Below are 23,729 nucleotides of genomic sequence, written 5' to 3' on the forward strand. Positions count from 1 at the left end.
ATCAGACGTTTACGCTCCTAAACAGTCATTTTTGAGGATATTCAAGGGCATATAGAGCGTGAAATACCAACTCTGCCGTGACTTTTAGCGGCAAGTTGTTGTTTTGGCTATTTTCTATTGTCAGCGTTATCTCACTGATATTCCAAGCTACTGCGGCCGATTGTCATTCAGAACTCACAAAGCTTACTGCTCTAAAAAACTTACCTAAACTTGCTTAAACCTAGTTTAGTGTTTTCTTCCTGCTTCGTCCAAGGTAGTCGGCTACTGCTTGTTCACAGGCGTTAAGTTCCGGTCAAGCCAACCGTACTTTGTCGAGAGAGGCAAATTCTATGGTTAGTTGCGGCGTTTTCGTCGCGGTCTTGAATATGCTTGCATTTTTGGCAATTAAATATTCGGTCTGACAACCTCATGTCTTGGATATGATTGCATTTAGAGCAAGTCTTAGAACTAGGAAACCACCGATCAACCAACTCAACCTTAGTACCGTAGTGAGATTGTTTGTAAGTTAACTGCCTACGAATCTCGTAGAAGCAGTTATTACTTACTGATTGTGCTAATTTATGGTTTGCAATCATCCCCTGGACATTCAGATCCTCAATCCTAATGACAGCAGCTTTGCGACTTAAGTCAGTCGTCATTTTTTGGGTGGTATCTTGCCGGATATTCGCAATTCTTGAGTGCTGCCTAGCTATTTGAGTGTAGTATCCCCTCGCGTTATTTGATGCTTTAATTTTTAGCTTGCTGTTCCCAACGACTTTATTACGATTGTGCCACTGTAGCTTACTCAGCTTGGTTTTCGCCGTTTTTGTTGAAGCTGGCATATCGTATTTTGTACCATCGGAACAAGTCGCTAGAACTTTCACACCAAGATCAACTCCGATTTTTTTAATTCGGTGAATTGTCGGCGGAAGCTTGTCGGCATCTAACATGAAGCAAACAAACCATTTATCAGCAGTTCTGGACACAGTAAATGTCTGAGAACTACACATAAAGTCAATTCGTTCCTTCAGTCGGAATGTTTTCAGTCCAGGTAATTTAATTTGTTTACCCGACTGAATAACAGCCCGATTAGTAAACGGCAATGCAGGCTTACCTTTTTCTAGATAGATGCCGGATGTTTTATAAACTGTAAATGAGTCTCCTTTTCTCTTTGTTTTCTTTTTCGGGAACCCGGATATACCTTTACGCCATCGCTCAAAAGCCTTTTTCAAGTCGATAAATGCAGACTGATAAACTGTGGATGGATATAATCTCATCCATGCATATTCAGGTTTGTGCATTGTCACTTGAGTAAATACTTTTCTGATAGCATCAATCCGCTTGGTGTCAGAAGCTTTTATATCTTCAAAATCCCAAGAGGATTGAATCAGGTCTAATCCATAGTTATACACCCAACGCTTAAAACCAGCATTGCCACGCATCAACGAGACTTCTCTGTTGTTTAGTTTTAATTCTCGCTTGATGGCAAACATGGATAGATATTCTATACTTATGTAAGTATACCAGCATAGAAAGGATTAAACAATGCCATTTAAAAAAAAGAATACTCTCGGTTTTCTGCCTAAAAATACTATTGCATTAGACCGCAAACCGTTAACCATAAAACTAGGTGTTGGTATTCGGGAACAAGTAATGTCAATCGATTTTTGGCAGGATGAGCTAAGGGAAGTCATTCAAACATGGCTTGAAGGTAAAGTTGATCAAGATGATAAAGTTTAAAGAAGTTCAAGCAAGAAATTGCCAATTTAAGAAAACTCCTCTTCTCGCAAGTATGTTGCCTTAATAATTTGACCACGTTCACCTAATTCATTGAGTAGGCTACTAATTCGCTGTATTGCTAAAGGAGAAGGTGTTACATGTCCATTTTCCCAACGGTTAATTGTTGGGAAAGTGACACCAAACTCGGCGGCAAATTTTTCTTGAGACAGATTTAACTCTTGCCGCAGCCCACGAACTAGTTTGCCAATATTAGGTTGCTTTGCCACAAGTAGGCTGATACTGTGAGGCATATAGATCAAAGTTTATAAAGCACTATATATCAATATGTACGACAGAGTGTTCTTTTGCGTCTATTACTCCTGAGATAGAGATTGTAAGCTAACCCCAGCCCTTTCAAGGCTTGTCATTACCAACATTTTTCAAAAGACTGAGTTGAAAAATCGATAGTCCAGCACATATCCTGACTCGCTAACGTAATTAGTAATTCGTTCAGGGAGTGAGAGTCTTCTCAATGCGACGGTCAGGGATCAGCCATATAATCGCAACTAAAACGTACAATGCACAGGCAAACCATGAGTTCACAAAGGCAAGTGGAATTGCCACAGCATAGAACACCACCGATATTTTTCCCTTGAAGTCTCCACCGACTGCGATCGCTAAAGTCGAATCTCTGCCGTGGTGAGAAATGAGGACGCGGGTAAGAATGAAGTAAGCGCTCGCAGACAACAACAATACCGTACCATAAAGGGCAACTGGCATGGCGGCAAAGTGATTCTCGCCCATCCAGCCAGTGACGAAGGGAATTAGCGACAACCAAAACAGCAGATGCAGATTAGCCCAAAGGATACGCCCATTAACGTGTCGGACTGCTTGTAGTAGGTGATGGTGATTGTTCCAGTAGATGCCGAGAAAAATAAAACTCAGCACATAGCTCAGAAATACCGGGATCAGTGGACGCAGCGCGGCTAAATCGAACCCATGCGGCACTTTAATTTCCAGCACCATAATGGTGATGATGATGGCAATCACCCCATCGCTGAATGCTTCTAACCTCCCTTTTCCCATGTACGCATTCCTTTTCTATTTACTTGAAAGTAAGTTATGAAACTCTGTACTTTATCCTACCAAGTAGCCGCCATCGATGAAGATTGTCTGCGCGATGATCCTTGATATGACCGAAGGAGGAAAGGATACAGAGCAACTAAATTGATTTATGGGAATTTGAATTTTGAATTTTGAATTTTGAATTTTGAATTTTGAATTCCCCGAAGGGCTTGACTTCCCTTAAGCTACTCCATACCCTGTATACGGAAGCTTATACGGCGGATGCAAACCCAGAATAATATCCTCCTTTGGCACACCAATTTCTACTAATTCCCGCGCAATATCTACATCAGTCATATTGCGCTGAATCCAAATTTTCCCATCTTTAATGTCCAAATGGATGATACAGTTGTAAACTCGCTTAAGTCCCTCCCAGCCAACTTCCAAAAGCTGGTAGTGGTCATGTTCTGTATCAAACACAAGTTGCGACTAAATGCCTGAATTGCTACTCTCAAAAGTAGCGTGAGACGTTAATAGTTGGCGGATGCTTTGGCGGTACTGTTCTACTCTTTCCATTCGACAATCACCTCAATGCTTTAGATAAACTGTAGCTATACTTCGAGGATAATAACTGTTAAGCGCTGCAACAAAAGCTTTATGGGAATTACAGGTGAGATTAAGCAGATTTCTGCATCGACACTTGAATTATTTAGAGAAGATCCACTTCTTATTGGGGTATTTCGTGATGCTCAATGGTTGCCAGAATCTGCTCTTTGGCAACGAGCAACTTATTGGAAAGGAGAGTCTGCTGAAAAAACCAAACAAGAAGTGAGAGCGCGGTTTGGTAAATTGCCTAAAAGTCAAGGTTTAAGCAGGTTCATTCCTGGAAATCGCAAACAGTGGAAAAAGACTTATGACTGGCAAACACTAGAACAACAGTTTCTCGCTGAATGGGAAAACCCCGAACTAGATTTACACAAATCTTGGCAGGAACTGACGTTTCTATTAGCTGGGTATATTCCAGGTTCTTATGCTACATCTCAAGGTAAAATTCCCGAATTGATAGTAGATAAAGGATATAAAAAAGATTTCCTGCCATTTTTAGTTATAGAAAATTCGGCGTGGGATGGTATGCCTTTGGTTAATGCCTTTGGTGCTGGTACAGAAATCGGTTATGAAACGGGTTATGGCCCTATTAGGTATTTATCGCCAGGTGATGAAGTTGGACAAATTCTTGATGGGTTATTAGAACTTTCACAAGAGGGTTTCCAGAATCGTTTCATCCGAGAATCACAGAAATCAGAACCACTACCCTGGATTGACTGGTCTGAAGAAGAAATGTTGGATTGGATGACAGATTACTACAACGAGATTGTTGATTACTACCAGAGTGCTGTCAGGCAGCAGAAGGCTCTCTTACTTTACCTTACTTAATTTCTGTAATCGTTTAAATATCAACTGCTGCGGCTGAAAAATACAGCAGCTATAACAATTAAACCTAAAAGTGCTAAAGGAACCCAGAGATTAGGGATATCTGACAAACTCATATTTAATTACGAATTACGAATTATTTTAAGCCGATGCCTGTTTTAGCGAATTCTTCAACCGTTTTCTGTGAGAATTCATGAGTAGCGATCGCCTGCAACATTGCCAATGGTAAAGTCAAATGATCCGCCCCGGCTTGCAATGAGGCAGCTGCTTCTTCAGGAGATTTGATACTAGCTGCCAAGATTTTAGTCTCACTGCCTTTGAGTACGCTAGCCATATCCCGCACTAACGCAATACCGTCACCTAACAACCGCGTAGCACGATTTACATAAGCTATGGCAATTTTAGCACCTGCCTCCCGTGCTACTGCTGCCTGTGCAGCACTGTAAATTGCTGTCACCGAACAGGTAATCTCCGGTGATAGACTCGCCACCACTTCAAAACCTAAGGGTGTTGCGGGAATCTTCAAAATTGTTTGCGAACCAATAATTTCAAAAGCTTTTCTACCTTCAGCTAGCATCCCAGCTTTGTCAGATGCCACAATTTGATAGTATAACGGGCCATTTGTCAAGGCAACCAATTTTTTGAGCGTGATTTCTGGTGGGGTATCGCTTTGAGCTAACAGCGTGGGATTTGTGGTAATGCCTTTCACCCATCCCCAAAGCTTAACAACTTCAGCTTCCGATGCGATCGCTGAGTCTAGATAAAGTGCCATAATTCTTCCCCTTAACTTGCTATAACTGCATTCATATCTCGTGCGCTGTGAAGCACACGAAGCACTACAACGGTTTCGTCTTGAATGGTAAAAAGAATGCGGTATACTCCCCTTCCCTTTCCATAAAGGAGTTGCCGTATTTCTTCTTCAAAGGCATCATCAATAGCAGCCAAGGCACATCTAGCCGGAAAGGTATCAAGGGATGCAACAGCGTCATTGATTTCATTTACCCACACTTTTGCATTCTCTGGTGAGTCGTTCTGACGAATCCACTTTGCTGCTGCGTTGATATCAGCCTTTGCCACTGGAAGAATAATAACTCGGTACTTCATTCCTCATCCAGCGATTTCATTATCTCCTGAAATACCTCATGAGCAGGCTCCCCTTTTCCTGCTTTCATCTCTTCGAGTGCCATCTTAACCGCATCAATGGTTTCAACCCTTTCAACAAGCTCTAGGAGTTTCTGGTATGACTTTACATCCTGCACAACAAGTTCGGCTTTACCGTTAACAGTCAGCACTATCGGCTGTCCACTCTCCCGTAGCTGCTCCATAAATTCTGTGGTGTTCCGCTTAAAGTTTGAGAGGGAATTAATACCCTTACTGATATTTAACATGAAACCTCCTATGCACAAAATTTAGTAAACATCACTAAATTTGCATCAAATTTAGTTTACGCTTAATAGGAGTGTAGTACAAAGGTTTTTAGATTACAGCTATTTTCAGGTAAATAGACCACGCAGGGGCACAGCATTGCTGTGCCCTTACGACAGATGTGGTTCAAATAGATGAAAACTGCTGGAAGCAAGAATAAACATTGCACATTGTGTATTAATGCACAACAACTGAACAGAGATATTTTGACATACCCTTTCAAGGGATAATTCCTTTTATACAGCAGCCTACACGGAGAACTTAAGATGACATCTCCAGAAACGGTTATATGGCTACAAGAACGCACGACTTTAGGAATTCTCTCGCCTGAAGTGTTAAATGCGATCGCACAATTAATTGAAGAACAAGTAGTGAGTGCCGAAACTGACTTAGTTAGCGAAGGCACTCCTCCAGAAGCCCTTTATATTCTCATAGAAGGTCAACTCGAAAGCAATAGCACCAATGAAACCAACCCAGCTTTAGCTTGTGGATTTCTTCCTGGAGCAGTGATTGAACTCAAAGAATTGCTGTTGGATGAATTAAGTCCATTCACAATTACTACGGTAACTGAGTGTCACTTGTGGGTTGTGCCTGCTGCTAAATTTCGTGAATTAGCCACCCAATACCCCGAAATTGCTCAGGCTTTTTCGCGTCAATTGGCTCAAGAATTAGCTCAGGTCACATCTGCACTTGGCTATGAACAAGAACGTTCCGTAGCTTTGCGACCATATTTAGTCACCAAGGCACAACGGGGAATTGTCGGTACAAGTCGCTATGCTGTGCGGCTGCGGGAGCAAATTCGAGAAGCTGCGGCTGACCGCAAATCAGTGGATATTTTCGGAGAACCAGGGTTAGAAAAAGATAATATAGCAGCCCTGATCCACTTTGGGTCTCCAAAACGGCGAGAACCAATTATTAAAGTAAATTGTGGTATTCTCCAAACTAGCGGTGCAGATTTATTCGGTCGCGCTGGCGGTAAACCAGGACTGTTGGAATGGTTGGGAGAAGGTACTCTGGTTCTCAACAACATCCAAGAATTGCCCGAAGAATTATTACCTCCCGTGACGCAGTTGCTCAAAACTGGCACATATACCCCCGTGGCTCGTTCTGGTGAACCAGCACCTGAACCTCGCCCTAGTAGAGCCAGAATTCTGATTGTCTCAGAAAAAACTCAGCCGACAATTGAACGCTCTGTTGGTCACATTATTAAAGTACCACCGCTACGGGTGCGGAAAGCCGATGTTCAGACACAGGTTGAATATTATACTAGTCTCTACATTCGGGCTAGAGGCGTTCCGAAACCGCATATCACCCCAGAAGCTCTGCGTCGCCTACAGTCCTATGATTTTCCTGGCAACCTCAAGGAATTGAAAAATCTCGTAGAAAGAGCGATCGTGCAAGCGGAGGGTGCCAATGAGTTAACAGAAGAAATTTTCTGGCCAGCCGAAACAAAGAAAAAACGATTTCGGGTAAATCTGTTAAATGCCTATCCTCCTTTACGGCGGTTTTTACGTAGTCCCTGGTGGCCCGATCGCATTAACTATGGCGTGACTGCAACGGCTTTTGCGATTATTGTTGCAGTGTTATTTATTGGCCCTCAAACCCGCGATCGCAATTTCGTATTAAATCTATTTTGGGCTTGGTGGTGGCCTTTCTTCTTATTTCTCTTTCCCTTTTTGGGTCGTGTGTGGTGTTCTGTTTGTCCCTTCATGATTTACGGAGAAATTACCCAAAAGTTATCTCTCTGGCTGTGGCCTCGAAAACTCAAGCGCTGGCCGAGAGAGGAAGCTGAGAAATGGGGCGGATGGTTCATGTTTGGTTTGTTCTCCCTAATTTTCTTATGGGAAGAACTCTGGCATTTAGAAAATACTGCCTACTTGAGCGCTTGTTTGCTGCTATTAATTACCGCCGGGGCGATGATTTTCTCGGCTCTTTTTGAGCGACGGTTTTGGTGTCGCTATCTCTGTCCCATCGGTGGGATGAATGGTTTATTTGCCAAACTCTCAATGACGGAACTCCGGGCACAGCAAGGTATTTGTTCTGCCAGTTGCACCACGTATCAGTGTTATAAAGGTGGGCCGCAAAAGGGCGAAGGGTTGGAAACGAATGGATGTCCTTTATATTCGCACCCAGCCCAGTTAGAAGATAACAGAGATTGCGTACTGTGCATGACTTGCCTCAAAGCCTGTCCCCATCGTTCCGTCGAATTCAACTTGCGTCCCCCTGGTATTGAATTGTGGACAACTCATGTACCCCGCAGCTATGAAGTAGCATTATTGTTTTTGCTGTTGGGTGGTATATATCTGCATCGCTTGCCAGAGTTGCTATCTTGGTTGGGGTTACAACTGGATTTAACTCAGTTTTGGCAGCACTTGGGATTATCGCTGCTAGTGTTAATTATCCCAGCGATTTTTACCTTTGCGGCTTATGGCTTGCTCCAAGTGTTCAACTTTAACCGTAAGTCTCGATCATTTGTAGAACTTGCCTATGGCTACCTACCATTAGTTTTGGGCGGAAACTTGGCTCACTATCTGCGTTTGGGATTAGGCGAAGGCGGGCGGATTTTACCCGTGACCTTTGCTACTCTTGGTTTGAGTGGTGAACAATTGCCAATATTGGTTGCTCATCCGGCTGTAATTGCCTTTTTGCAAGGTGCAACAATAATTTTCTCAGTGTTGCTGACTATATTGTTAACGCAAAAGATTGCCAAGCAACCAATAAAATCGCTCATGCCGCAACACTTAGCAGCGATCGCTTTGGGAGTTAGTATGTGGGCGATTATCGTCTTTTGAGCTTCACGTCTTCCACCAGGCGGTTTCTAATCGCCTGGGCTAGGTGCAAAATGTGAGTTAAGAACATTCTTCCCTACGAACGTGATACAAAATACTCATATGATTTATGATTTTTCCCTCATAGTGTAAGGATTACAGATAATGCACGTTCTAAAAAGATCCATCAAACCAGCAACCTATATATCGTTCCTCCACATTTACCAAACTACTTGGGGGACTGCTGGTGATATTTGTTTAATCCGTGAATCTGTAGCTAATGATAGTACAGCGAAGTTTGTGGGTCATAAAATCGAACTAGCAATACCAAAAGGGTTGGAGCGCGATCGCATCGCCAACTGTCCGATCATCAAAGTTGCAGGTAATGTCGGCGATGGACATCCTAAAGAGCATCCGTTGGAATGGGAAGCTTATGAGGGTGTAGATCCAGAAATAGCTCTAGCTGCTCTCAAACCTTGGGGCTTCAAGTTAATTGAACTCTAATGTGGCGATTTGATCGGCTCAACTCGCTTTCGTTCTTCTGAAACTATTTTTTCCCCTAGCGCCATCAGACATTGGCTCAAATGGAAAAATTCATCTAATAGACATAGGAGTGAAATTAATTATGGGTTGCCCGAAATCCTTGGTAGGCATAATTCATAAATTGTACCTACGTCATTTTCACTCCTACGTCTAATATACTAAACCAGGTTTCTAAATCCGCGATCGCCTGAAAATCCAACAATGCTTCACCGAGATTTTCTAATTGTTCTAAGGAGAGAGTTTCAATACGGTCTAGCATCTCTTGGGGTAATTCTCCCACCTGTCGAGTAAGCAGACGGAGAATCAGCAATTGCCCTTCTGCTTTTCGTCCTTCTTCCCGTCCTCGTTGTTCTCCTCGTTGTTCCCCTTCTCTTAGAATTTCTTGATAAATCACTGACTCGCGCATCATACCCTCCCGAAATAATTGTCGAATCAAGTCTTGATTGTATTTTAACCCCGCTAAGATTTGGGTGTAAGTAGAAATTTCTGGTCTTTGTCTTGGCTCAAGTTGATTAACTTTTCCCACAATTTGTTGCAACAAGGCTTGAGGTTGCGTGGTTGCGGTCAGTGGTGCTAATGGTAACAAAGCTGGGTCATTGAGGAATAGTTCGGGATTTTCTGACCATAAGCGAATCACGCGATATTCGTGATGAGTAGTTTCGACTGTAAAGGCAGTTTCAATTACTGTTTCTGATGCAGGCGGAAGCAATAATACGACAACTTGCGTTATTGGTAGGCGGTACAAACGATATAAGCGTACCCAATAATCTAGCATCCGCAAGGGTAGGGGTGGCGTAGATTCTAGTTTGGTTTGAAATTCCAGATGGAGAATGCGTCCTTCTAATTGTAAGAATGTTACATAATCAGCGCGAATTGGTTCAATGCTCAATTCGGTTTTGAGGACTTTGACGGAAGTTTGGGGTGTTCCTAATACCCAACTGGCAAAGGTAGCAGGATGTTTTTCGGACAGGAGTTTGCAGAGGTTATCAAAGGACATTGACGATCGCCAACAATTGAACGAGGTATTGTTATTATCTCGTGCAGTGGTTTGAGTAGGCGATGTCTACGACGGGCGTAGCTGCGGCACCATCGCTCAAGCAAGCTCATTATTATACTCTGGGCGTATCTTTTTAAATTCCTGTAGTATTTACATTAATATTCTATTTCTAGCTAGGTTGAGTTATCAGACGGTAAAAAGATAACTGTAGCGGTTCCTGATTTACTAGTAAAAACCTAACTACCTTCTCTTTCCCTACCAAGGAAAGGGCAGAAACAGCCTTTATTACTAAAGAAATTACGAATTATACAAATGTATCTGCACATAATTAAAAAGCGATCGTCACCCTTTTTTCTTTTTTCCTTTACCCTGCTGTTGACACTCCTCCTCGCCCTACCTTGGGTAAGCGCGAAAGAACAGCCTAAGCCGAAGCCAGAAGCGTGGCAGATTAACGGTATCATTGCTGCCCTTGATGATGGATATGACGGAGTAAAGAGCAATGCATTCAACAAATTAGCTGAATATGATCTGAAAGATTTAAAATCTCTGGGGAAGAAACCAGAAGATATTGCTCAAAAAGCTGCCAAAATCCTCAAGGATAAAACTGTTAACCCCTCTGCTCGTTCCAGTGCAGCATCGGCATTAGGAAATCTGGGGGAGGCAGCCAAACCCTACATCAAAGACATCGTTGACATCCTCAAGGATAAAACCGTTGACTCCTATCTTCGTTACAATGCAGCATCGGCATTAGGAAATCTGGGGGAGGCAGCCAAACCCTACATCAAAGACATCGTTGACATCCTCAAGGATAAAACCGTTGACCCCGTTGTTCGTAGAGGTGCAGCATCGGCATTGGGAAATCTGGGGGAAGCAGCCAAACCCTACATCAAAGACATTGCTGACATCCTCAAGGATAAAACCGTTGACTCCTATCTTCGTTCCGATGCAGCAGAGGCATTGGGAAATCTGGGGGAGGCAGCCAAACCCTACGTTAAAGATATCGCTGACATCCTCAAGGATAAAACCGTTGACCCCAAGGTTCGTAGAGGTGCAGCATCGGCATTGGGAAATCTGGGGGAGGCAGCCAAACCCTACGTCAAAGACATCCTCGACTTCCTCAAGGATAAAACCGTTGACAATCTTGTTCGTAGAGATGCGGCATCGGCATTAGGAAATCTGGGGGAGGCAGCCAAACTCTACGTCAAAGACATTGCTGACATCCTCAAGGATAAATCCGTTGACTCCTTTGTTCGTGGAGGTGCAGCAGAGGCATTGGGAAAACTGGGGGAGGTAGCCAAACCCTACGTCAAAGATATTGCTGACATCCTCAAGGATAAAACCCTTGAATCCTATCTTCGTTCCGATGCAGCAAAGGCATTGAGCAATCTGGGGGAGGTAGCCGACATCGTTGACATCCTCAAGGATAAAACCCTTGAATCCTCTGCTCGTTCCGGTGCAGCAGAGGCATTGAGCAATCTGGGGGAGGTAGCCAAACCCTACGTCAAAGACATCTTCGACATTCTCAAGGATAAAACCCTTGAATCCTATGTTCGTTCCGGTGCAGCAGAGGCATTGGGAAAGATAGAACAATTCAACCTGAATAATATTGTTGTAATTCTGGATAGCATCTATTACGCAAATTCTAAGGAACTTAAAGAGTGGCGATTTTTAACATATTTTCTGGGTCGCGGCACTGATGAAGTAAAAACACTGCTTACATGGTTAGGTTTTCCTAAACCTAAAACAGTTCCTGTTTCATTAAACCACGATCGCGGTGATAAAACTCTCAAAATCTTTGCCCAAGTCTGGGAACCAAGTCAAGATTTTGAACGATTACGCGAAGACTTAGCAAAGCAAATTGCTGTAGTTGCCAGAAAAGTCTTTTGGGAACCGCAAGATATTGTGATTTTAGAAACTCACTACAATAACCTCAAAAACGCTGGCTACAACGAAGCTGATTCGCTGCAATCAGTAATAGTTAATCTTAAAGGTTGGCAGTGGTTTTTTAACGCCATAACTACTATTTTGATTCACGCTACCTTTTGGCTTGCCCTCATCTTCGCTTATCCCAAGTTTCCCCAAGTTCAAGCCATCTTCTTCTGGAACCCTTGGGTAAGGCGCATCTTAGGCGTGGGCTACGTCGGCTTTCTCCTCGCCTGGATTCCCTTTTTCCGCCGCAAGTTATTTGAACCCTTTAAACCTTCCCTACTAGCCGATGCCGGGTTAGATGATTTTAACCCCGAAGCATACTTTCCAGAATCTAAAGTGAAAGTTCCCAGTGCCGAAGAACCCCAAGCAATTACCCAGGTGCTACCCAGCATCACAGGGCAAATAGTCTTAGAAGGTGATTCTGGTTTGGGTAAGTCGATGTTTCTCCGCCATCTGGTGAAAACCTCCCCGCGCATAGTGGTTTATTTACCCGCCCGCAAGTGTGACAAAGGGGTAATTGAAGCAATTCAAGCCAAGCTGCACGGGCAAGCACAAGATGCTGATTTTCTCAAGAATTTAATTTATAGTGGTGCGTTAGATATCTGCATTGACGGACTCAACGAAGTCACAGCTGACACTAGGGCAAAAATCTGCCAGTTTGTCGAAAGCTATTTCCGGGGTAACATCATCATGACTACCCAGCCCCTAGAGTGGACACCACCCTCAACAGCCAAGATATATAAATTACAGCCCCTTGAGCAAACACAAATTCAGCAATTTTTGATTTCCCGTCAGCCACGACTGCCCAAAGATGCCAAAGTTCAGGGTAATAATTACGAGCAAGCCTGTATTAGCTATCTAGCAACAGCCCTCAGCAACCAGCAATCAGCAGAGGAATTAACGCCTAACCAAAGGGTTCTCTCTAACCCAATGGATTTAACTGTTGTGGCCTTAATGATCTCCCAAGGTGAATACCCCGATTTGTTTCACCTGCAACAACAGCAATATAATTTGATGGCAGCCGAATACCTGCAAGAGTGGAACCAGGAATTTCCCTTAAAAAAATTCTCCGATGCAGTCTATCAAATGCGGCTAAACGATGAGCAGGCGCTACCTGGAGATGAATTTTACCAGGTAGTACAGTCTTTAGAAGATGAGAAATATAAAATGGTCGTCAGCCGTCAGTGGCAAAACGAAGAAGGTGCAGCCAAGAGAGAATGGCATTTCCGCCACGATAAGATTATGGATTTCTTTTTGGTGCCGAACTTTCTGGGCGAGAAAGATGAAGCTAAAAATCGGCTGATTGACCACATGGGCGACCCCCGTTTTCGCGGTGTATACTTTTTGCTAGTAAACTTACTGCCTTTAGATGCTGCCAAAGAACTGAAGGAAAAATTAATTCAATACGCCGCCGATACCAAAGACCATACTGTGAGTGATACCTTCGTGCAATTATTGCGGCCAAGGTCGTGAGATGAATTCGTAATTAAGAAAGAGACTTATAGTCTGAAGGGAAATTTTTGATTTAATTAAAATGAGTCTTTGAACTGGATGAATCCACCTCTGAACTCCGTTAACGAGTATTTGAACTGGATGAATCCACCTCTGAACTCCGTTAACGAGTGTTTGAACTGGATGAATCCACCTCTGAACTCCGTCAACGAGTGTTTGAACTGGATGAATCCACCTTTGAACTCCGTTAACGAGTCTTTGATACTCGTGAATAGACCATGCGGTAGGGGCACAGCATTGCTGTGCCCCTACGACAGATGTGGTTCAAATACATGAAAACTGCTGTAAATACGTTACGTAAGCGAAGCTCGTCGTAGGGGACTGACAAGAAATAGATTATCCATCTTGTGGGGTGGGCATCCTGCCCGCCCTGGATATGGGACGGGTGTTCGCGTAGCGGCACGTAGTGCGGACACCCATCCCACAAGAAAATTTGGAATGTTTTTTTATTTGGAAGTCCCTAGATATCGCACTTTTGCCAAAACCTACCAGCTAGCCAATAATCTGATCTACTAGACAAAACGCACACCAATTGTGATTAGTGTGCGTCTGCCGTTAGATTTTAAAAGTTCTCGAATTTAGCGATCGCATCCTTTATCTTATCCACCACCTCATCTACAGGTATAACTCCCAATTCCCCAGAGGCGCGGGTACGGATACTCAAAGTGTTAGTTTCCACTTCCTTAGCTCCCACCACAGCCATCACGGGTATTTTTTCTTTCTCTGCATTGCGAATCTGTTTACCCAAGCGATCGCCACTGGTATCAACTTCTGCACGGATGCCCAACGCTCTCATTTTCGCCACCACATCTTTAGCAAAGTCTAGCTGTGTATCACCCACTGGCAATAATCTAGCTTGCACTGGCGCTAACCACAAAGGGAAATCACCTGCATATTCTTCAATTAAAATCCCAATCAACCTTTCCAGTGAACCAAAAGGCGCACGGTGAATCATCACAGGGCGTTTGCGAACCCCATCTTCGGCGACGTACTCCAAATCAAAGCGTTCAGGCAAATTGTAATCTACCTGCACAGTTCCTAATTGCCACTCCCGATCTAGGGCATCACTAAAGATAAAGTCAAGTTTTGGCCCATAAAATGCCGCCTCTCCAATACCTTCAAAGTGTTCCATCCCCAAGGTTTCAACTGCGCGGCGAATCGCACCTTCGGCTTTGTCCCAAACTTCATCTGAACCGATGTACTTATCACTAGCAGGATCGCGGAAACTCAGCCTAGCTTTAAAGTTCTTCAGTTGTAGACTATTGAACACCGACAAAATCAAATCCACCACACTGAGGAATTCACTATCCAGCTGTTCTGGGGTAACGAACAGGTGAGAATCATCCACAGTAAAACCGCGCACCCGCGTTAAACCGCCCAATTCCCCTGATTGTTCGTAGCGGTAAACAGTACCAAATTCTGCCAGTCGCATTGGTAGTTCCCGATAAGAGCGCAACTCACTTTGATATATTTGGATATGGAAGGGACAGTTCATTGGCTTGAGGACAAAGCCCTCTTCTTTGGCGGCGGCTTCCTCGTCATCCGCCATCAAAGGGAACATATCTTCTTTATATTTCTGCCAGTGTCCAGATTTTTTAAATAAATCGACTTTAGCAAGATGGGGAGTCACCACAGGCAGATAACCCCGTTTTAACTGTTCTTGCTTGAGGAAGTCTTCTAAAATACTCCGTAACAGAGTACCCTTTGGCGTCCACAAAGGTAAACCCGGCCCGACTAGATCAGAAAATATAAATAATCCCAGTTCCTTACCCAGTTTCCGATGATCTCGCCGCAGCGCTTCTTCTTTGCGTCGCTTATATTCAGTGAGTTGTTCTGGACTTTCCCAAGCGGTGGCATAGATGCGTTGTAATTGGGCTTTGGTTTCATCCCCACGCCAATAAGCACCAGCAACGCTTTCTAGTTCAATTGCTTTCGGGTTTAATTCACTAGTATTTTCCAGATGAGGCCCCGCACACAAATCCCACCATTCATTCCCCAGGTGGTAAATCGTGATTGGCTCCTCTTTGATATCTGCCAGAATTTCTAGCTTGTAAGGTTCCTTAATTTCCTGAATCCGGCGTTCGGCTTCTTCGCGGCTGACTTCTTCCCGAATTACTGCCAGTTTGCGATTGATAATTTTCGCCATCTCTTTCTTGATGGCTTTGAGATCATTTTCGCTAAATGGTTCTGGATTGTCGAAGTCATAGTAAAAACCGTTTTCAATCCAAGGGCCGATTGTAACTTGTGCCTTGGGAAACAGCTTTTGTACTGCCATTGCCATTACATGGGAAGCAGTGTGGCGAATCTTTTTTAAGTTCTCCGATTCGCTGGTACGCGGTAAATAAATTTTTTCAACTTGTTCTGGCTGTTCTGACGGATTCGATGATTTTAGCGACATTGGCTGCTGAACCATTGGGGAAGTGATTACAAAAGGTGATTTATTGAAATCGGCGGGAAACTCCATCCCCTCGTGGGTGGAGAGGGATAGCCGCCCCGCCGCTTGGGGCATTGGGCATTGGGCATTGGCAACTTCTTCGCCATGCCCCATGCCCCATTCCCCATGCCCAAAAACTCCATCCCCTTGTGGGTGGAGTTTTTTATCTGAATCTGTAGGCTTATTCAACTATAACGACTTTGATTTTTGCCAGTTTGGCTTCATGTTCCCACTACTAGATTAATTTTTAGTCGAGGATAAAAATAAATTTTTGATTGCTTACCTGAGTCTCAAATTCAGGATTGCACGCGTAGGCGTAGCCCGTCGTAGACATCGCTAAATTATCTGATGAATTGCAACTCGCTGTCATTTATACCTATAGACGCCTCTCCCAAGGAACTGTACAAACCCGATATCAAGACTATATAATAAATTTTGTGTTCTTTGTTACATATTTTTACATCCTCGGAATTATGAGAGAAATCAGATAAATGTTAAGAAACATAAATAACGTTAATATTAGTAAGCAAGTTTGAAATATGCTTATCATTTATGTCAGACTCAAATTTACCAGGGACTGAGTTGCTGAAAACGGTTTTAGAACCCCTACTGGAAGATTTTCAGCATTGGTTTACGCGATCGCGCCATTTACTCGAAACTGAGCAACTATCATTTATGAGTCACCAAGAGCAATCTGACTTGCTCTCGCGGGTTAAGCAAGCGCAGGATGAACTAAATACCGTGAAGATGCTGTTTGCTGCTACTGATAAACAAGTCGGGATTGAGATGGCAACGTTAATGCCTTGGCATCAATTAGTAACAGAATGTTGGAATGTTGCAATGCGGTTTCGTCAAGGGCGTGAAGTCTAAGCAGCAGTTGAGAGCATCCGCTAAGTTTCGGCAGACTACTTAGCGATGTCTAACGACAAGCCAAGGATGCGTCTACGCAAGACGGTAGACCAGTTGTCGAGGAAATAGTACAAAATTCTTAACATTTTCTTAACATTATTTGGATTAACAAAATAATGTATCCTATGTTACCGTAAGTGGAATAACGGTTGACAAATAGCTTCATATAAAGGTAGTAGCACCAAGAGTGCGTCAAATAATCGTCTTAACTGTGAGTCACAGTATCGACGAAGCAAAGCGTTACAAAATAAAGTTTTAAAAATCGCTGCTCTGGAGGAAAATCCAATGTTACATCTGCTTTACATTCTGGCTTTTACAATCCTTGCATTTATAGCTGTTGGCAACTTAATTCGTAACCTGATCATGTTCAGTTTTGATCGGGAGCGAACTTACCCGGCGAATTCCTCGCAAATGAATAATCAAGGCAACTATGGTTATTATTCATCAAAAAAACAGTTTGTACCCCATCCAGAGTTATTAGATAGCGCGGGCAACTTAATTAAAGAGCCACTTTTGGTAATGCGTTCGATTAACGTTGAAGATGCGCGTCAACATCTCGATGCACTTTACGAAGCATCTCCAGGACATAAAAGTGAAAATTCCGAGGAAGCGTAAAAAAGTTAGGAGTTTGGGTGTAAATTATTGATTGATTGTTGTTTTTACATCCTTAACTTTTCCCCTAGCAGAAATTTATTACCATCCTTGAATTTGAGGCGATCGCGTCGGTAGGTTGGTAAGTTAACATTGTGTTGTCCACTTGAGACAGGTTTAAGTTGCTATGAGTGACAAAGAAGCCGTTATTGAGTTGGTGAAACATTTACCCCAGGATGTAACCCTACGAGAAATTGTTCAGAAAATTGAGTTTATTGCAGCTATACGGGAAGGGTTTGACCAAATTGACCAAGGGCAAGGCATTCCAGTTGAGCAGGTTGAGCAGATAATCGATGGACTACCAAGTAATTCTCTCACCAAGAGCAGTTGGAGATTTATAAACCATCATTAGGTACATCGCTCAGGACAATCCTGAAGCAGCCAGAAAAATTGGTCAGAGGTTATTAGAGAAAACGAAAGAACTAAGCCAATTTCCATTTCAGGGACAAAAGGTTTCTGAATTTGATGAACGTAACATTCGCCAGTTAATTCTAAAGCCCTACCGCATTATTTATCGGGTTGAGCAAAACAAGAAACAGGTGAGCATTACAAGGTTCTGGCACGCATCAAGATTCAGCCCTGAATTGTAATTGTAAACTTTTACAACAAAATGTATTGACAACGTAAATACATCTTGCCTAGACTATGAGGTATGGATGTGTTTTTCGTGCTTAATGGTGTCACCTTCGTTTGAAACGAGGAGAAAGCTCGGATTAATCCCAGCAATCATGATGGCATAACATTTCAGCAAGCCGTAGAAGCTTTCTTCGATCCGTTTCTAGTGGTGGTTGATGCAAGCCGCAATGATCAGGAGCAAGATGCTGTGATTGGCTTGGACACACGATGGAATCATTCTGTACGTCGTCTACATTGAGCGTGAAAACGACATGATTCGGATCATCTCGGCTTGGAAAGCGACGCGCAAGGAACGTGAATACTATGAAAGCTGAAGTTTTAAGAAAGCGACTCGATAAAAGTCGTCCAATGACGACAATTACAATTCGCATTCCCGAAGATGTGATTGAGGATTTGAAGCGAGTCGCACCATTGTTAGGGTTTTCTGGTTATCAGCCATTAGTTCGTGCTTACATCGGCCAAGAACTCCGAGTTGATCTTGAGCGACTTGATGGTGATACTGTTTCTACATTGATTGCGAGCCTGAAACGGCATGGTGTAAGTGATGAGATAATTCGTGAAGCACTCAGCGAAGTTACTGGGCAGTAGTTTTCAATCTCTAGTCGCAGTTAGCAGTTCAACAAGTAAATTGCCCCTATAGCGTGTAGTTTTGCGTAAGTCTTAGTCTTATAGCCACATCTTCAAAAACAAATGGTATTAGATGAAAGTTGCCTACGAATAAGAAATTGTGACAATGTACGAGTTATGGGCATACCCGTAGCATATTCCATCCACAAATATTTACCAAAGGGATTAATGTCTAGTAACCAATATTGTTCTGATGAATCAACACACATATCGATACAAGCGTATTCAAGATATATAGCTTGGCATAGAGAAACGATTTTATGCTTTATTTCCAAAGGAACCTCTACATGATAATGAGGAGTATTTGGCAAATCATACGCTCGATAGTCAACCCTTCCTATTTGTGATCTACTTGCGTCAATTTTACAAGCCATAACCTCTAAACCTATAACAACTAGCCTAATATCGTAAAGTTTATCAATGTAGTCCTGCAAAAATAAAGGGCTTTCATTCTGCTGAGAGTAATTAAAGAAATCCTGTTCACTAACCTTCTGAGTTAAAAGCATTGTAGGCTCATTCTCAAGATTCAGTGACATTTGATGTAGTGTTTTAAGGACAACTTGAGAATTTTGATTGAAAAATGAGTTAATTGCAAGTTTAGAATTGCTGATCAAAGAGTTTGGAATTTTTAGCCCAACCTTATGGGCGATCGGAAAAGTTAAGATTTTACTTTGGCAGGCTAAACAGTTTTCAACCGACTTATTAATAAATCTATTGTTCAAAGCTAGAAGGGAGTAAACTCCATATAGGGATTCCTTCCAAGAAAAGTACCAAAATCTTGCTTCTTGTGTTTGCACTTTTCCTTCCAACCTGAAAAGTGGAGATAAACAGAAAGCCAAACTGACATCGGCCAAATTTATTTCTATATCTACTTGCCTAATAAAACATGAATATGTGCCATCTACTTGAGAATAGAAAGAGAACTGTGTATTAAGTAAGTGGTCATGTAAGGTAGACAAAATCTCGCACGGCTGAGTCTGTCTTAGCTCAACACACAGTTGTTGTAAATGGGGATCATCGTGATCTCCGATAAGAAGTAACATTCTTCTAGCCTGGACTTCAAGTACTGAAATTAAACCGTTAAATTTCTCAGATTACTAACACTTCTCCATAGAAGTAAAAGTGTTAGTAATCTGAGAAAGAAACTTATTCGTTTGTGTAGTCGTCTGCTTGGTTCTTGCCGCTGAAAGTTGCGGTTTTAATGTTGAGAATCATTGGTTTTTCAGGATCCCATATCCAAAATTCCTGCTCGTCAGAAGATGGAGATGGTTTCAGGAAGCGCAACGTAAAAGCTTTCTCAACTTGAGAATCAGATACTTTATGTTCTGTTGTTGTAGTTGACATGAGTGTTTTTACTCTAATGAAAAATTAAGTTGCGATTCGAGAACTACTTTAGGGCATTAAGCGAAGCAGCTTTGCTAACCTAAACCTTACCCAAGAACATTATCTGAAATTGGATAATAAAACCTAACAGATTGCATCACCCACCCAGTAGCAGCTTTCAAAAACGCTCTAGGTCTATGATTCACACAATCATGATGGAACTAACATCACTTAATATGACTTAATAAAGTAAAATATCCCATCACTATTCCCTAGCTATGGGTTTATTGTCACAGGTTAATAACCTCTCAGTTGAGGCATTGATGTTTTGAGGCATCTAGCAGAGTTCAGTTACTCAGAAGCTTGTCCGTTGAAGCTTCGCTATTTCGAGGTTATTGGTGAGAGATGCGATCGCTCAGACGCTTATTAGTTGTCGCAATCGTTTTGGGGTTATCGGTCAGAGTTCCTTCACTTACAAGGTTGTCAGTAGAGGCGATCACAGTTGAAAGGTGATTGTGAGTTGCAGACTAACACTTAGTTGGAGTAGTGAGAGCAGTTGGTGGGGACACAAAGCTCTCTGCTACCGTTCACTGCACTGTTCTACTGCGCCGATCGCACTAAGCATAAAATAGGGAGTGCTAAACTCCCTACTCCCTTCCTATGCTTCAATAACTACCCGCAAATTACCCCGTTTTTTCGCAACGCGACAAGCAGTCGTAGTCCCAGAACGCTCGAATTCCAAATCGAGGATGGTGGGGCCGACTCGCAAATTATGAAATGACAGGCGATTAATCGATTCTGGCAAAGCGGGGTCGATTATTCGCAAGCAGTTATTTTGAGCGTCAGGCACCAAGTTGACCATCATTTGCAGTAGTTGGAAGATACTACCAGTAGCCCAAGCTTGGGGAGTGCAGGCAACTGGATACTGCACAGGGGCATTATCACCGTTCCGTTCGTAGCCGCAGAAAAGTTCTGGAGGACGTTGATAGGGTTGCTGTTCAGTCATATCGAATAAACCTTGGAATATTTCCAGGGCTTGATCGATCAGACCGAGCGATCGCAATCCCATCGCAATCAGAGCGTTATCATGGGGCCAAACCGAACCAGTGTGATAGCCCATTGGATTGTAAGCGGGTGACAAACTACTCAGAGTCCGAACGCCCCAACCATTAAACATATCTGGTGCCCGCAACCGTTCTGCCACACTATAGGCTTTTTCGGGTGTGAAGAGGCCCAAATTCAGACAATGACCGGGATTTGAGGTAATACTGTCTACTGGCTTGCCATCTCCATTCAAAGCTAAAGCGCAGAAATCCTGGTCTTCTACCCAAAAATCTCGATTAAAACGAACCTTAAGACTTCTGGCCTCTTCTTGCCAACGATCTGCCAAATCAAGCCGCTTCTTCATCCTAGCTATTTCTGCTAGGCGCATTTTTGCAGCATAGACGTAAGCTTGCACCTCACAGAGGGCAATTGGGCCGTTGGCTAATTCTCCCTTGTGGTCTACGATACAGTCACCAGAATCTTTCCAACCTTGGTTAACAAGACCGCGTTTCGATTTACGGAAGTAACTCAGGTAGCTGGTTTGTTTGCTATTGCGATCGATCCACTCCATTGCTGCTAAAGCATTCGGCCAAAGTTGCTCTAGGAGTTCTTGATCGTGAGTCCAAGCATAATGTTCGGCATAGAGCATCAGCCACAGGGGAGTCGCATCAACTGTACCGTAGTAAGGTGTATGGGGAATTTCTTGACAACGAGCCATTTCTCCCAAACGTAACTCGTGCAAAATCTTACCCGGTTCTTCTTCGCGCCATTCGTCGTCGATTTTACCTTGGTATGTCGCCAGTAATATCAGAGTTTCTTTGGCGATTTGCGAGTTTAACATCAGGGTTTGAGAAGCTGTAACCAGCGAATCTCGGCCAAATAGTGTCGAAAACCACGGCACTCCGGCGGAAACAGTTTTATGCTTCCCAAAAGATTGGCGCAACAAATACATATCTTGTTCAGCCCGCTCAATCACTCGATTGAAGGTATTCTTATCTGAGCTAATGCGTGTAATTTGTTGTACCCAGTTTTGCTCCTCCATCAACTCAGCAGCTTTCGCCTGTCCTAAAGTGAAAGCGGCGCTCACAGTTGAACTGGATTGGTTGTTTCTCAACATATTCACTCGGTAGCCCAGCTTTTGAGTTTCGTGAGAAGCCAACTCTAGCTGCCAAACCGCAGTGTAACCCTTGAAAGAGTCTGGTTGCCGATGTTGAAATAGAATCCGGGATTCCATCACCGAACCATCCAGACCTTGATAGGCGAGTGTTAAGGATTCTTCCCTAGATGCGGATGGCTCTTTAGGTACAGCCGTAACGCCATCGACGAGAGAAAATGTTCCTTCCTCAGCCGTCAGTTCTACTAGGCGTAAAAGCCGACCTCGCTTTTCTCTGTCATAGCCCCGGACTTCAAATAAATCAACAAAATCTGCATCAAAGCTGATGCTTAGTTCAAAACTGACGGTTGTTGTGCTGTAGTTAGATATTTCTATTTCTTCAAATAATGCCCCATTCAGCACGATTTCCCGGCGAATTCCGATAGTATCAGCTTTCAGCCGTTCGTCAATTCTGGGGTTGGTACACAAAGCTGAGAGTGAAAACCCTTTCTGGGCAGTACTACTGAGCAGTACAGGCGATCGCCCTTCAATTTGCAACTCCAAACGATTCAGAAATCTCGTATCACAACAAAACAGTCCCATGCTGGGATTGCCATCGTTGAGGGAACAGCCAGAAATATTCCCGATAGTATCTGTCACAAAAAATAAATCATCATCTTTAACCGTCAGTGTCGGTTGTGGTCTTTCACTCACAACGCAAGGCCACTCCGGGATCGGTAATTGTTCGGCAGGAATAAAAGTTTTTCCATCCAGGAAAATTTTTTCCGGGGTCATTAGCGTATCCGGTGTCATTAGTCAAAGTTCCGTGTACAGGTCTATATTTTTGTGGTCTTCCGAGTAGAGGTCGCTGACCCTCACAACATTCGGAAAAAAGAGGCTCTCTAAAACTCGTTTGAGCCATTCGAGCCAAAGTAATCCTTACATATTGCTGACAAAATAGCAGCACTCAAATCCATATAAGCAAATCTTGATAAATTTGTATTTTATAAGGCTAAAGTCAAGACTGAAAACTAAGGATTTTGAGATAATTCATTAGTCATTCAACTTTCAGAGAGACAAGATTATAGTATACTCAGCAAAAATGCCAGAATACCAGTTTTTGTTGGGTATAGAGAGCATTTGTTTTCTCCTATTATACAATTTTGTCTTAAATATCTTTGGTATTTGATTAGACAAATTTATGATAATTAATTAATTGATTAAATTTAATCACTAATTATGGATTAAATTATGTGAATGTAGCAGTAATGATTTTTGGGTAAGAAAATTTCTTTAGTGGGCATAAATCAACGTAGGCAAAGTAGGCGATATCTACGACGGGCTACGCCAATGGGTGGACTATCAATCAATGATCAGTGGTTATTAGGGAACAGAATAGTTTAAACAATACAATAATTAGTGTTTTAGTACTTAGTGCTGAAAGATTTTACCTATGCAAGCAAAAGCATAAGTTGGTCGAGAATGTATATTGGGCGTAGTAGGTTGTCAATCAACAAATCAAGTTGTACGCACTCCTCCTAGTTAGTAACAAAGTGTTGCGCCTGCTTTGGCGAAAAGCGCTTTTTAGTGTTCTTTACATATTGCAACTGTCTGTTTAACTTGAGAGTCCCTTGGAATTTGTAC

The 23,729-nt window shown here is 42.8% G+C and carries 22 protein-coding genes and 1 pseudogene; 11 read left to right on the forward strand and 12 right to left on the reverse strand.

The window, feature by feature from the left end:
* Positions 1-281: 281 nt before the first annotated feature.
* A complete protein-coding gene (locus HWQ41_RS10900) occupies positions 282-1,472 on the reverse strand; it encodes a transposase (protein ID WP_292762454.1) in 1,191 nt (396 codons plus the stop codon).
* A gap of 52 nt (positions 1,473-1,524) precedes the next feature.
* On the opposite strand from HWQ41_RS10900, the gene HWQ41_RS10905 reads away from it, so the two are divergent.
* Positions 1,525-1,719 (forward strand): hypothetical protein, encoded by a 195-nt coding sequence (locus HWQ41_RS10905; RefSeq protein ID WP_292762457.1) that lies wholly within the window; start codon positions 1,525-1,527, stop codon positions 1,717-1,719.
* 26 nt (positions 1,720-1,745) lie between these two features.
* Here the strand turns inward: HWQ41_RS10905 and HWQ41_RS10910 are convergent, their stop codons facing one another.
* The 3 genes and pseudogenes from HWQ41_RS10910 to HWQ41_RS10920 form a co-directional block, all read right to left on the reverse strand.
* A complete protein-coding gene (locus HWQ41_RS10910) occupies positions 1,746-2,009 on the reverse strand; it encodes a helix-turn-helix transcriptional regulator (RefSeq protein WP_292762459.1) in 264 nt (87 codons plus the stop codon).
* A gap of 199 nt (positions 2,010-2,208) precedes the next feature.
* Complete coding sequence (locus tag HWQ41_RS10915) at positions 2,209-2,784, reverse strand: TMEM175 family protein (protein ID WP_292762462.1); 576 nt, start codon at positions 2,782-2,784, stop codon at positions 2,209-2,211.
* Positions 2,785-3,003: 219 nt separating this feature from the next.
* Positions 3,004-3,339 (reverse strand): annotated as a pseudogene (locus HWQ41_RS10920) (XisI protein).
* Positions 3,340-3,420: 81 nt separating this feature from the next.
* Between HWQ41_RS10920 and HWQ41_RS10925 the strand changes: the two are divergent.
* A complete protein-coding gene (locus HWQ41_RS10925) occupies positions 3,421-4,197 on the forward strand; it encodes a DUF1877 family protein (protein WP_292762465.1) in 777 nt (258 codons plus the stop codon).
* Between the two features lie 133 nt (positions 4,198-4,330).
* Here HWQ41_RS10925 and HWQ41_RS10930 read toward each other — a convergent pair whose 3' ends face one another.
* The 3 genes from HWQ41_RS10930 to HWQ41_RS10940 are packed head-to-tail and all read right to left on the reverse strand — an operon-like array spanning position 4,331 to position 5,582.
* Positions 4,331-4,966 carry a transaldolase family protein gene (locus HWQ41_RS10930; RefSeq protein WP_292762468.1) on the reverse strand — a complete coding sequence of 212 codons (636 nt, stop codon included), beginning with the start codon at positions 4,964-4,966 and terminating at the stop codon, positions 4,331-4,333.
* Between the two features lie 11 nt (positions 4,967-4,977).
* A complete protein-coding gene (locus HWQ41_RS10935; protein ID WP_292762472.1) occupies positions 4,978-5,298 on the reverse strand; it encodes a type II toxin-antitoxin system RelE/ParE family toxin in 321 nt (106 codons plus the stop codon).
* On the reverse strand, positions 5,295-5,582 hold the full coding sequence (locus tag HWQ41_RS10940) for a type II toxin-antitoxin system Phd/YefM family antitoxin (protein ID WP_292762475.1): 288 nt from the start codon (positions 5,580-5,582) through the stop codon (positions 5,295-5,297). The genes HWQ41_RS10935 and HWQ41_RS10940 overlap by 4 nt, the downstream gene beginning before the upstream one ends.
* Positions 5,583-5,885: 303 nt before the next feature.
* Here HWQ41_RS10940 and HWQ41_RS10945 point away from each other — a divergent pair, with 303 nt between their 5' ends.
* Entirely contained in the window at positions 5,886-8,411 is a 2,526-nt protein-coding gene (locus HWQ41_RS10945) for a cyclic nucleotide-binding domain-containing protein (RefSeq protein WP_292762477.1), read from the forward strand.
* A 141-nt stretch (positions 8,412-8,552) separates the two neighbouring features.
* The gene (locus HWQ41_RS10950; protein WP_292762480.1) at positions 8,553-8,891 is read left to right on the forward strand and encodes a hypothetical protein; all 339 of its coding nucleotides are present in this window, start codon (positions 8,553-8,555) and stop codon (positions 8,889-8,891) included.
* A 166-nt stretch (positions 8,892-9,057) separates the two neighbouring features.
* Here HWQ41_RS10950 and HWQ41_RS10955 read toward each other — a convergent pair whose 3' ends face one another.
* Positions 9,058-9,927, reverse strand: coding sequence for an Rpn family recombination-promoting nuclease/putative transposase (locus HWQ41_RS10955; protein WP_292762482.1), 870 nt, complete (start codon positions 9,925-9,927; stop codon positions 9,058-9,060).
* A gap of 312 nt (positions 9,928-10,239) precedes the next feature.
* Between HWQ41_RS10955 and HWQ41_RS10960 the strand changes: the two genes are divergently transcribed.
* Entirely contained in the window at positions 10,240-13,329 is a 3,090-nt protein-coding gene (locus HWQ41_RS10960; protein WP_292762485.1) for a HEAT repeat domain-containing protein, read from the forward strand.
* A 601-nt stretch (positions 13,330-13,930) separates the two neighbouring features.
* Here HWQ41_RS10960 and thrS read toward each other — a convergent pair.
* Positions 13,931-15,781, reverse strand: coding sequence for a threonine--tRNA ligase (thrS, locus tag HWQ41_RS10965; RefSeq protein WP_292762523.1), 1,851 nt, complete (start codon positions 15,779-15,781; stop codon positions 13,931-13,933).
* 573 nt (positions 15,782-16,354) lie between these two features.
* On the opposite strand from thrS, the gene HWQ41_RS10970 reads away from it, so the two are divergent.
* The 6 genes from HWQ41_RS10970 (at position 16,355) to HWQ41_RS10990 (ending at position 18,586) form a co-directional block, all read left to right on the forward strand.
* The gene (locus HWQ41_RS10970) at positions 16,355-16,672 is read left to right on the forward strand and encodes a DUF2605 domain-containing protein (protein WP_292762487.1); all 318 of its coding nucleotides are present in this window, start codon (positions 16,355-16,357) and stop codon (positions 16,670-16,672) included.
* 324 nt (positions 16,673-16,996) lie between these two features.
* Positions 16,997-17,326, forward strand: a complete 330-nt coding sequence (locus HWQ41_RS10975; RefSeq protein ID WP_292762490.1) for a DUF2973 domain-containing protein — start codon at positions 16,997-16,999, stop codon at positions 17,324-17,326.
* A 163-nt stretch (positions 17,327-17,489) separates the two neighbouring features.
* Positions 17,490-17,714 (forward strand): hypothetical protein, encoded by a 225-nt coding sequence (locus tag HWQ41_RS10980; RefSeq protein WP_292762493.1) that lies wholly within the window; start codon positions 17,490-17,492, stop codon positions 17,712-17,714.
* A 37-nt stretch (positions 17,715-17,751) separates the two neighbouring features.
* Entirely contained in the window at positions 17,752-17,952 is a 201-nt protein-coding gene (locus HWQ41_RS34280) for a type II toxin-antitoxin system RelE/ParE family toxin (protein WP_366931654.1), read from the forward strand.
* Positions 17,953-18,189: 237 nt separating this feature from the next.
* A complete protein-coding gene (locus tag HWQ41_RS10985; RefSeq protein ID WP_292762495.1) occupies positions 18,190-18,312 on the forward strand; it encodes a hypothetical protein in 123 nt (40 codons plus the stop codon).
* Entirely contained in the window at positions 18,302-18,586 is a 285-nt protein-coding gene (locus HWQ41_RS10990; protein ID WP_292762497.1) for a hypothetical protein, read from the forward strand. Before HWQ41_RS10985 ends, HWQ41_RS10990 begins: the two co-directional genes overlap by 11 nt.
* A gap of 92 nt (positions 18,587-18,678) precedes the next feature.
* On the opposite strand, the gene HWQ41_RS10995 is transcribed toward HWQ41_RS10990, so the two are convergent.
* From HWQ41_RS10995 to HWQ41_RS11005, 3 genes are all read right to left on the reverse strand, one after another.
* Positions 18,679-19,422, reverse strand: coding sequence for a hypothetical protein (locus tag HWQ41_RS10995; protein ID WP_292762499.1), 744 nt, complete (start codon positions 19,420-19,422; stop codon positions 18,679-18,681).
* Between the two features lie 349 nt (positions 19,423-19,771).
* Positions 19,772-19,969, reverse strand: a complete 198-nt coding sequence (locus tag HWQ41_RS11000; RefSeq protein ID WP_292762500.1) for a hypothetical protein — start codon at positions 19,967-19,969, stop codon at positions 19,772-19,774.
* A 637-nt stretch (positions 19,970-20,606) separates the two neighbouring features.
* Complete coding sequence (locus HWQ41_RS11005) at positions 20,607-22,898, reverse strand: amylo-alpha-1,6-glucosidase (protein ID WP_292762501.1); 2,292 nt, start codon at positions 22,896-22,898, stop codon at positions 20,607-20,609.
* Between the last annotated feature and the right edge of the window lie 831 nt (positions 22,899-23,729).

Origin of the sequence: Nostoc sp. NOS(2021) (genome assembly GCF_017115025.1) — a bacterium.
In the GTDB taxonomy this organism is placed as follows: domain Bacteria; phylum Cyanobacteriota; class Cyanobacteriia; order Cyanobacteriales; family Nostocaceae; genus Nostoc.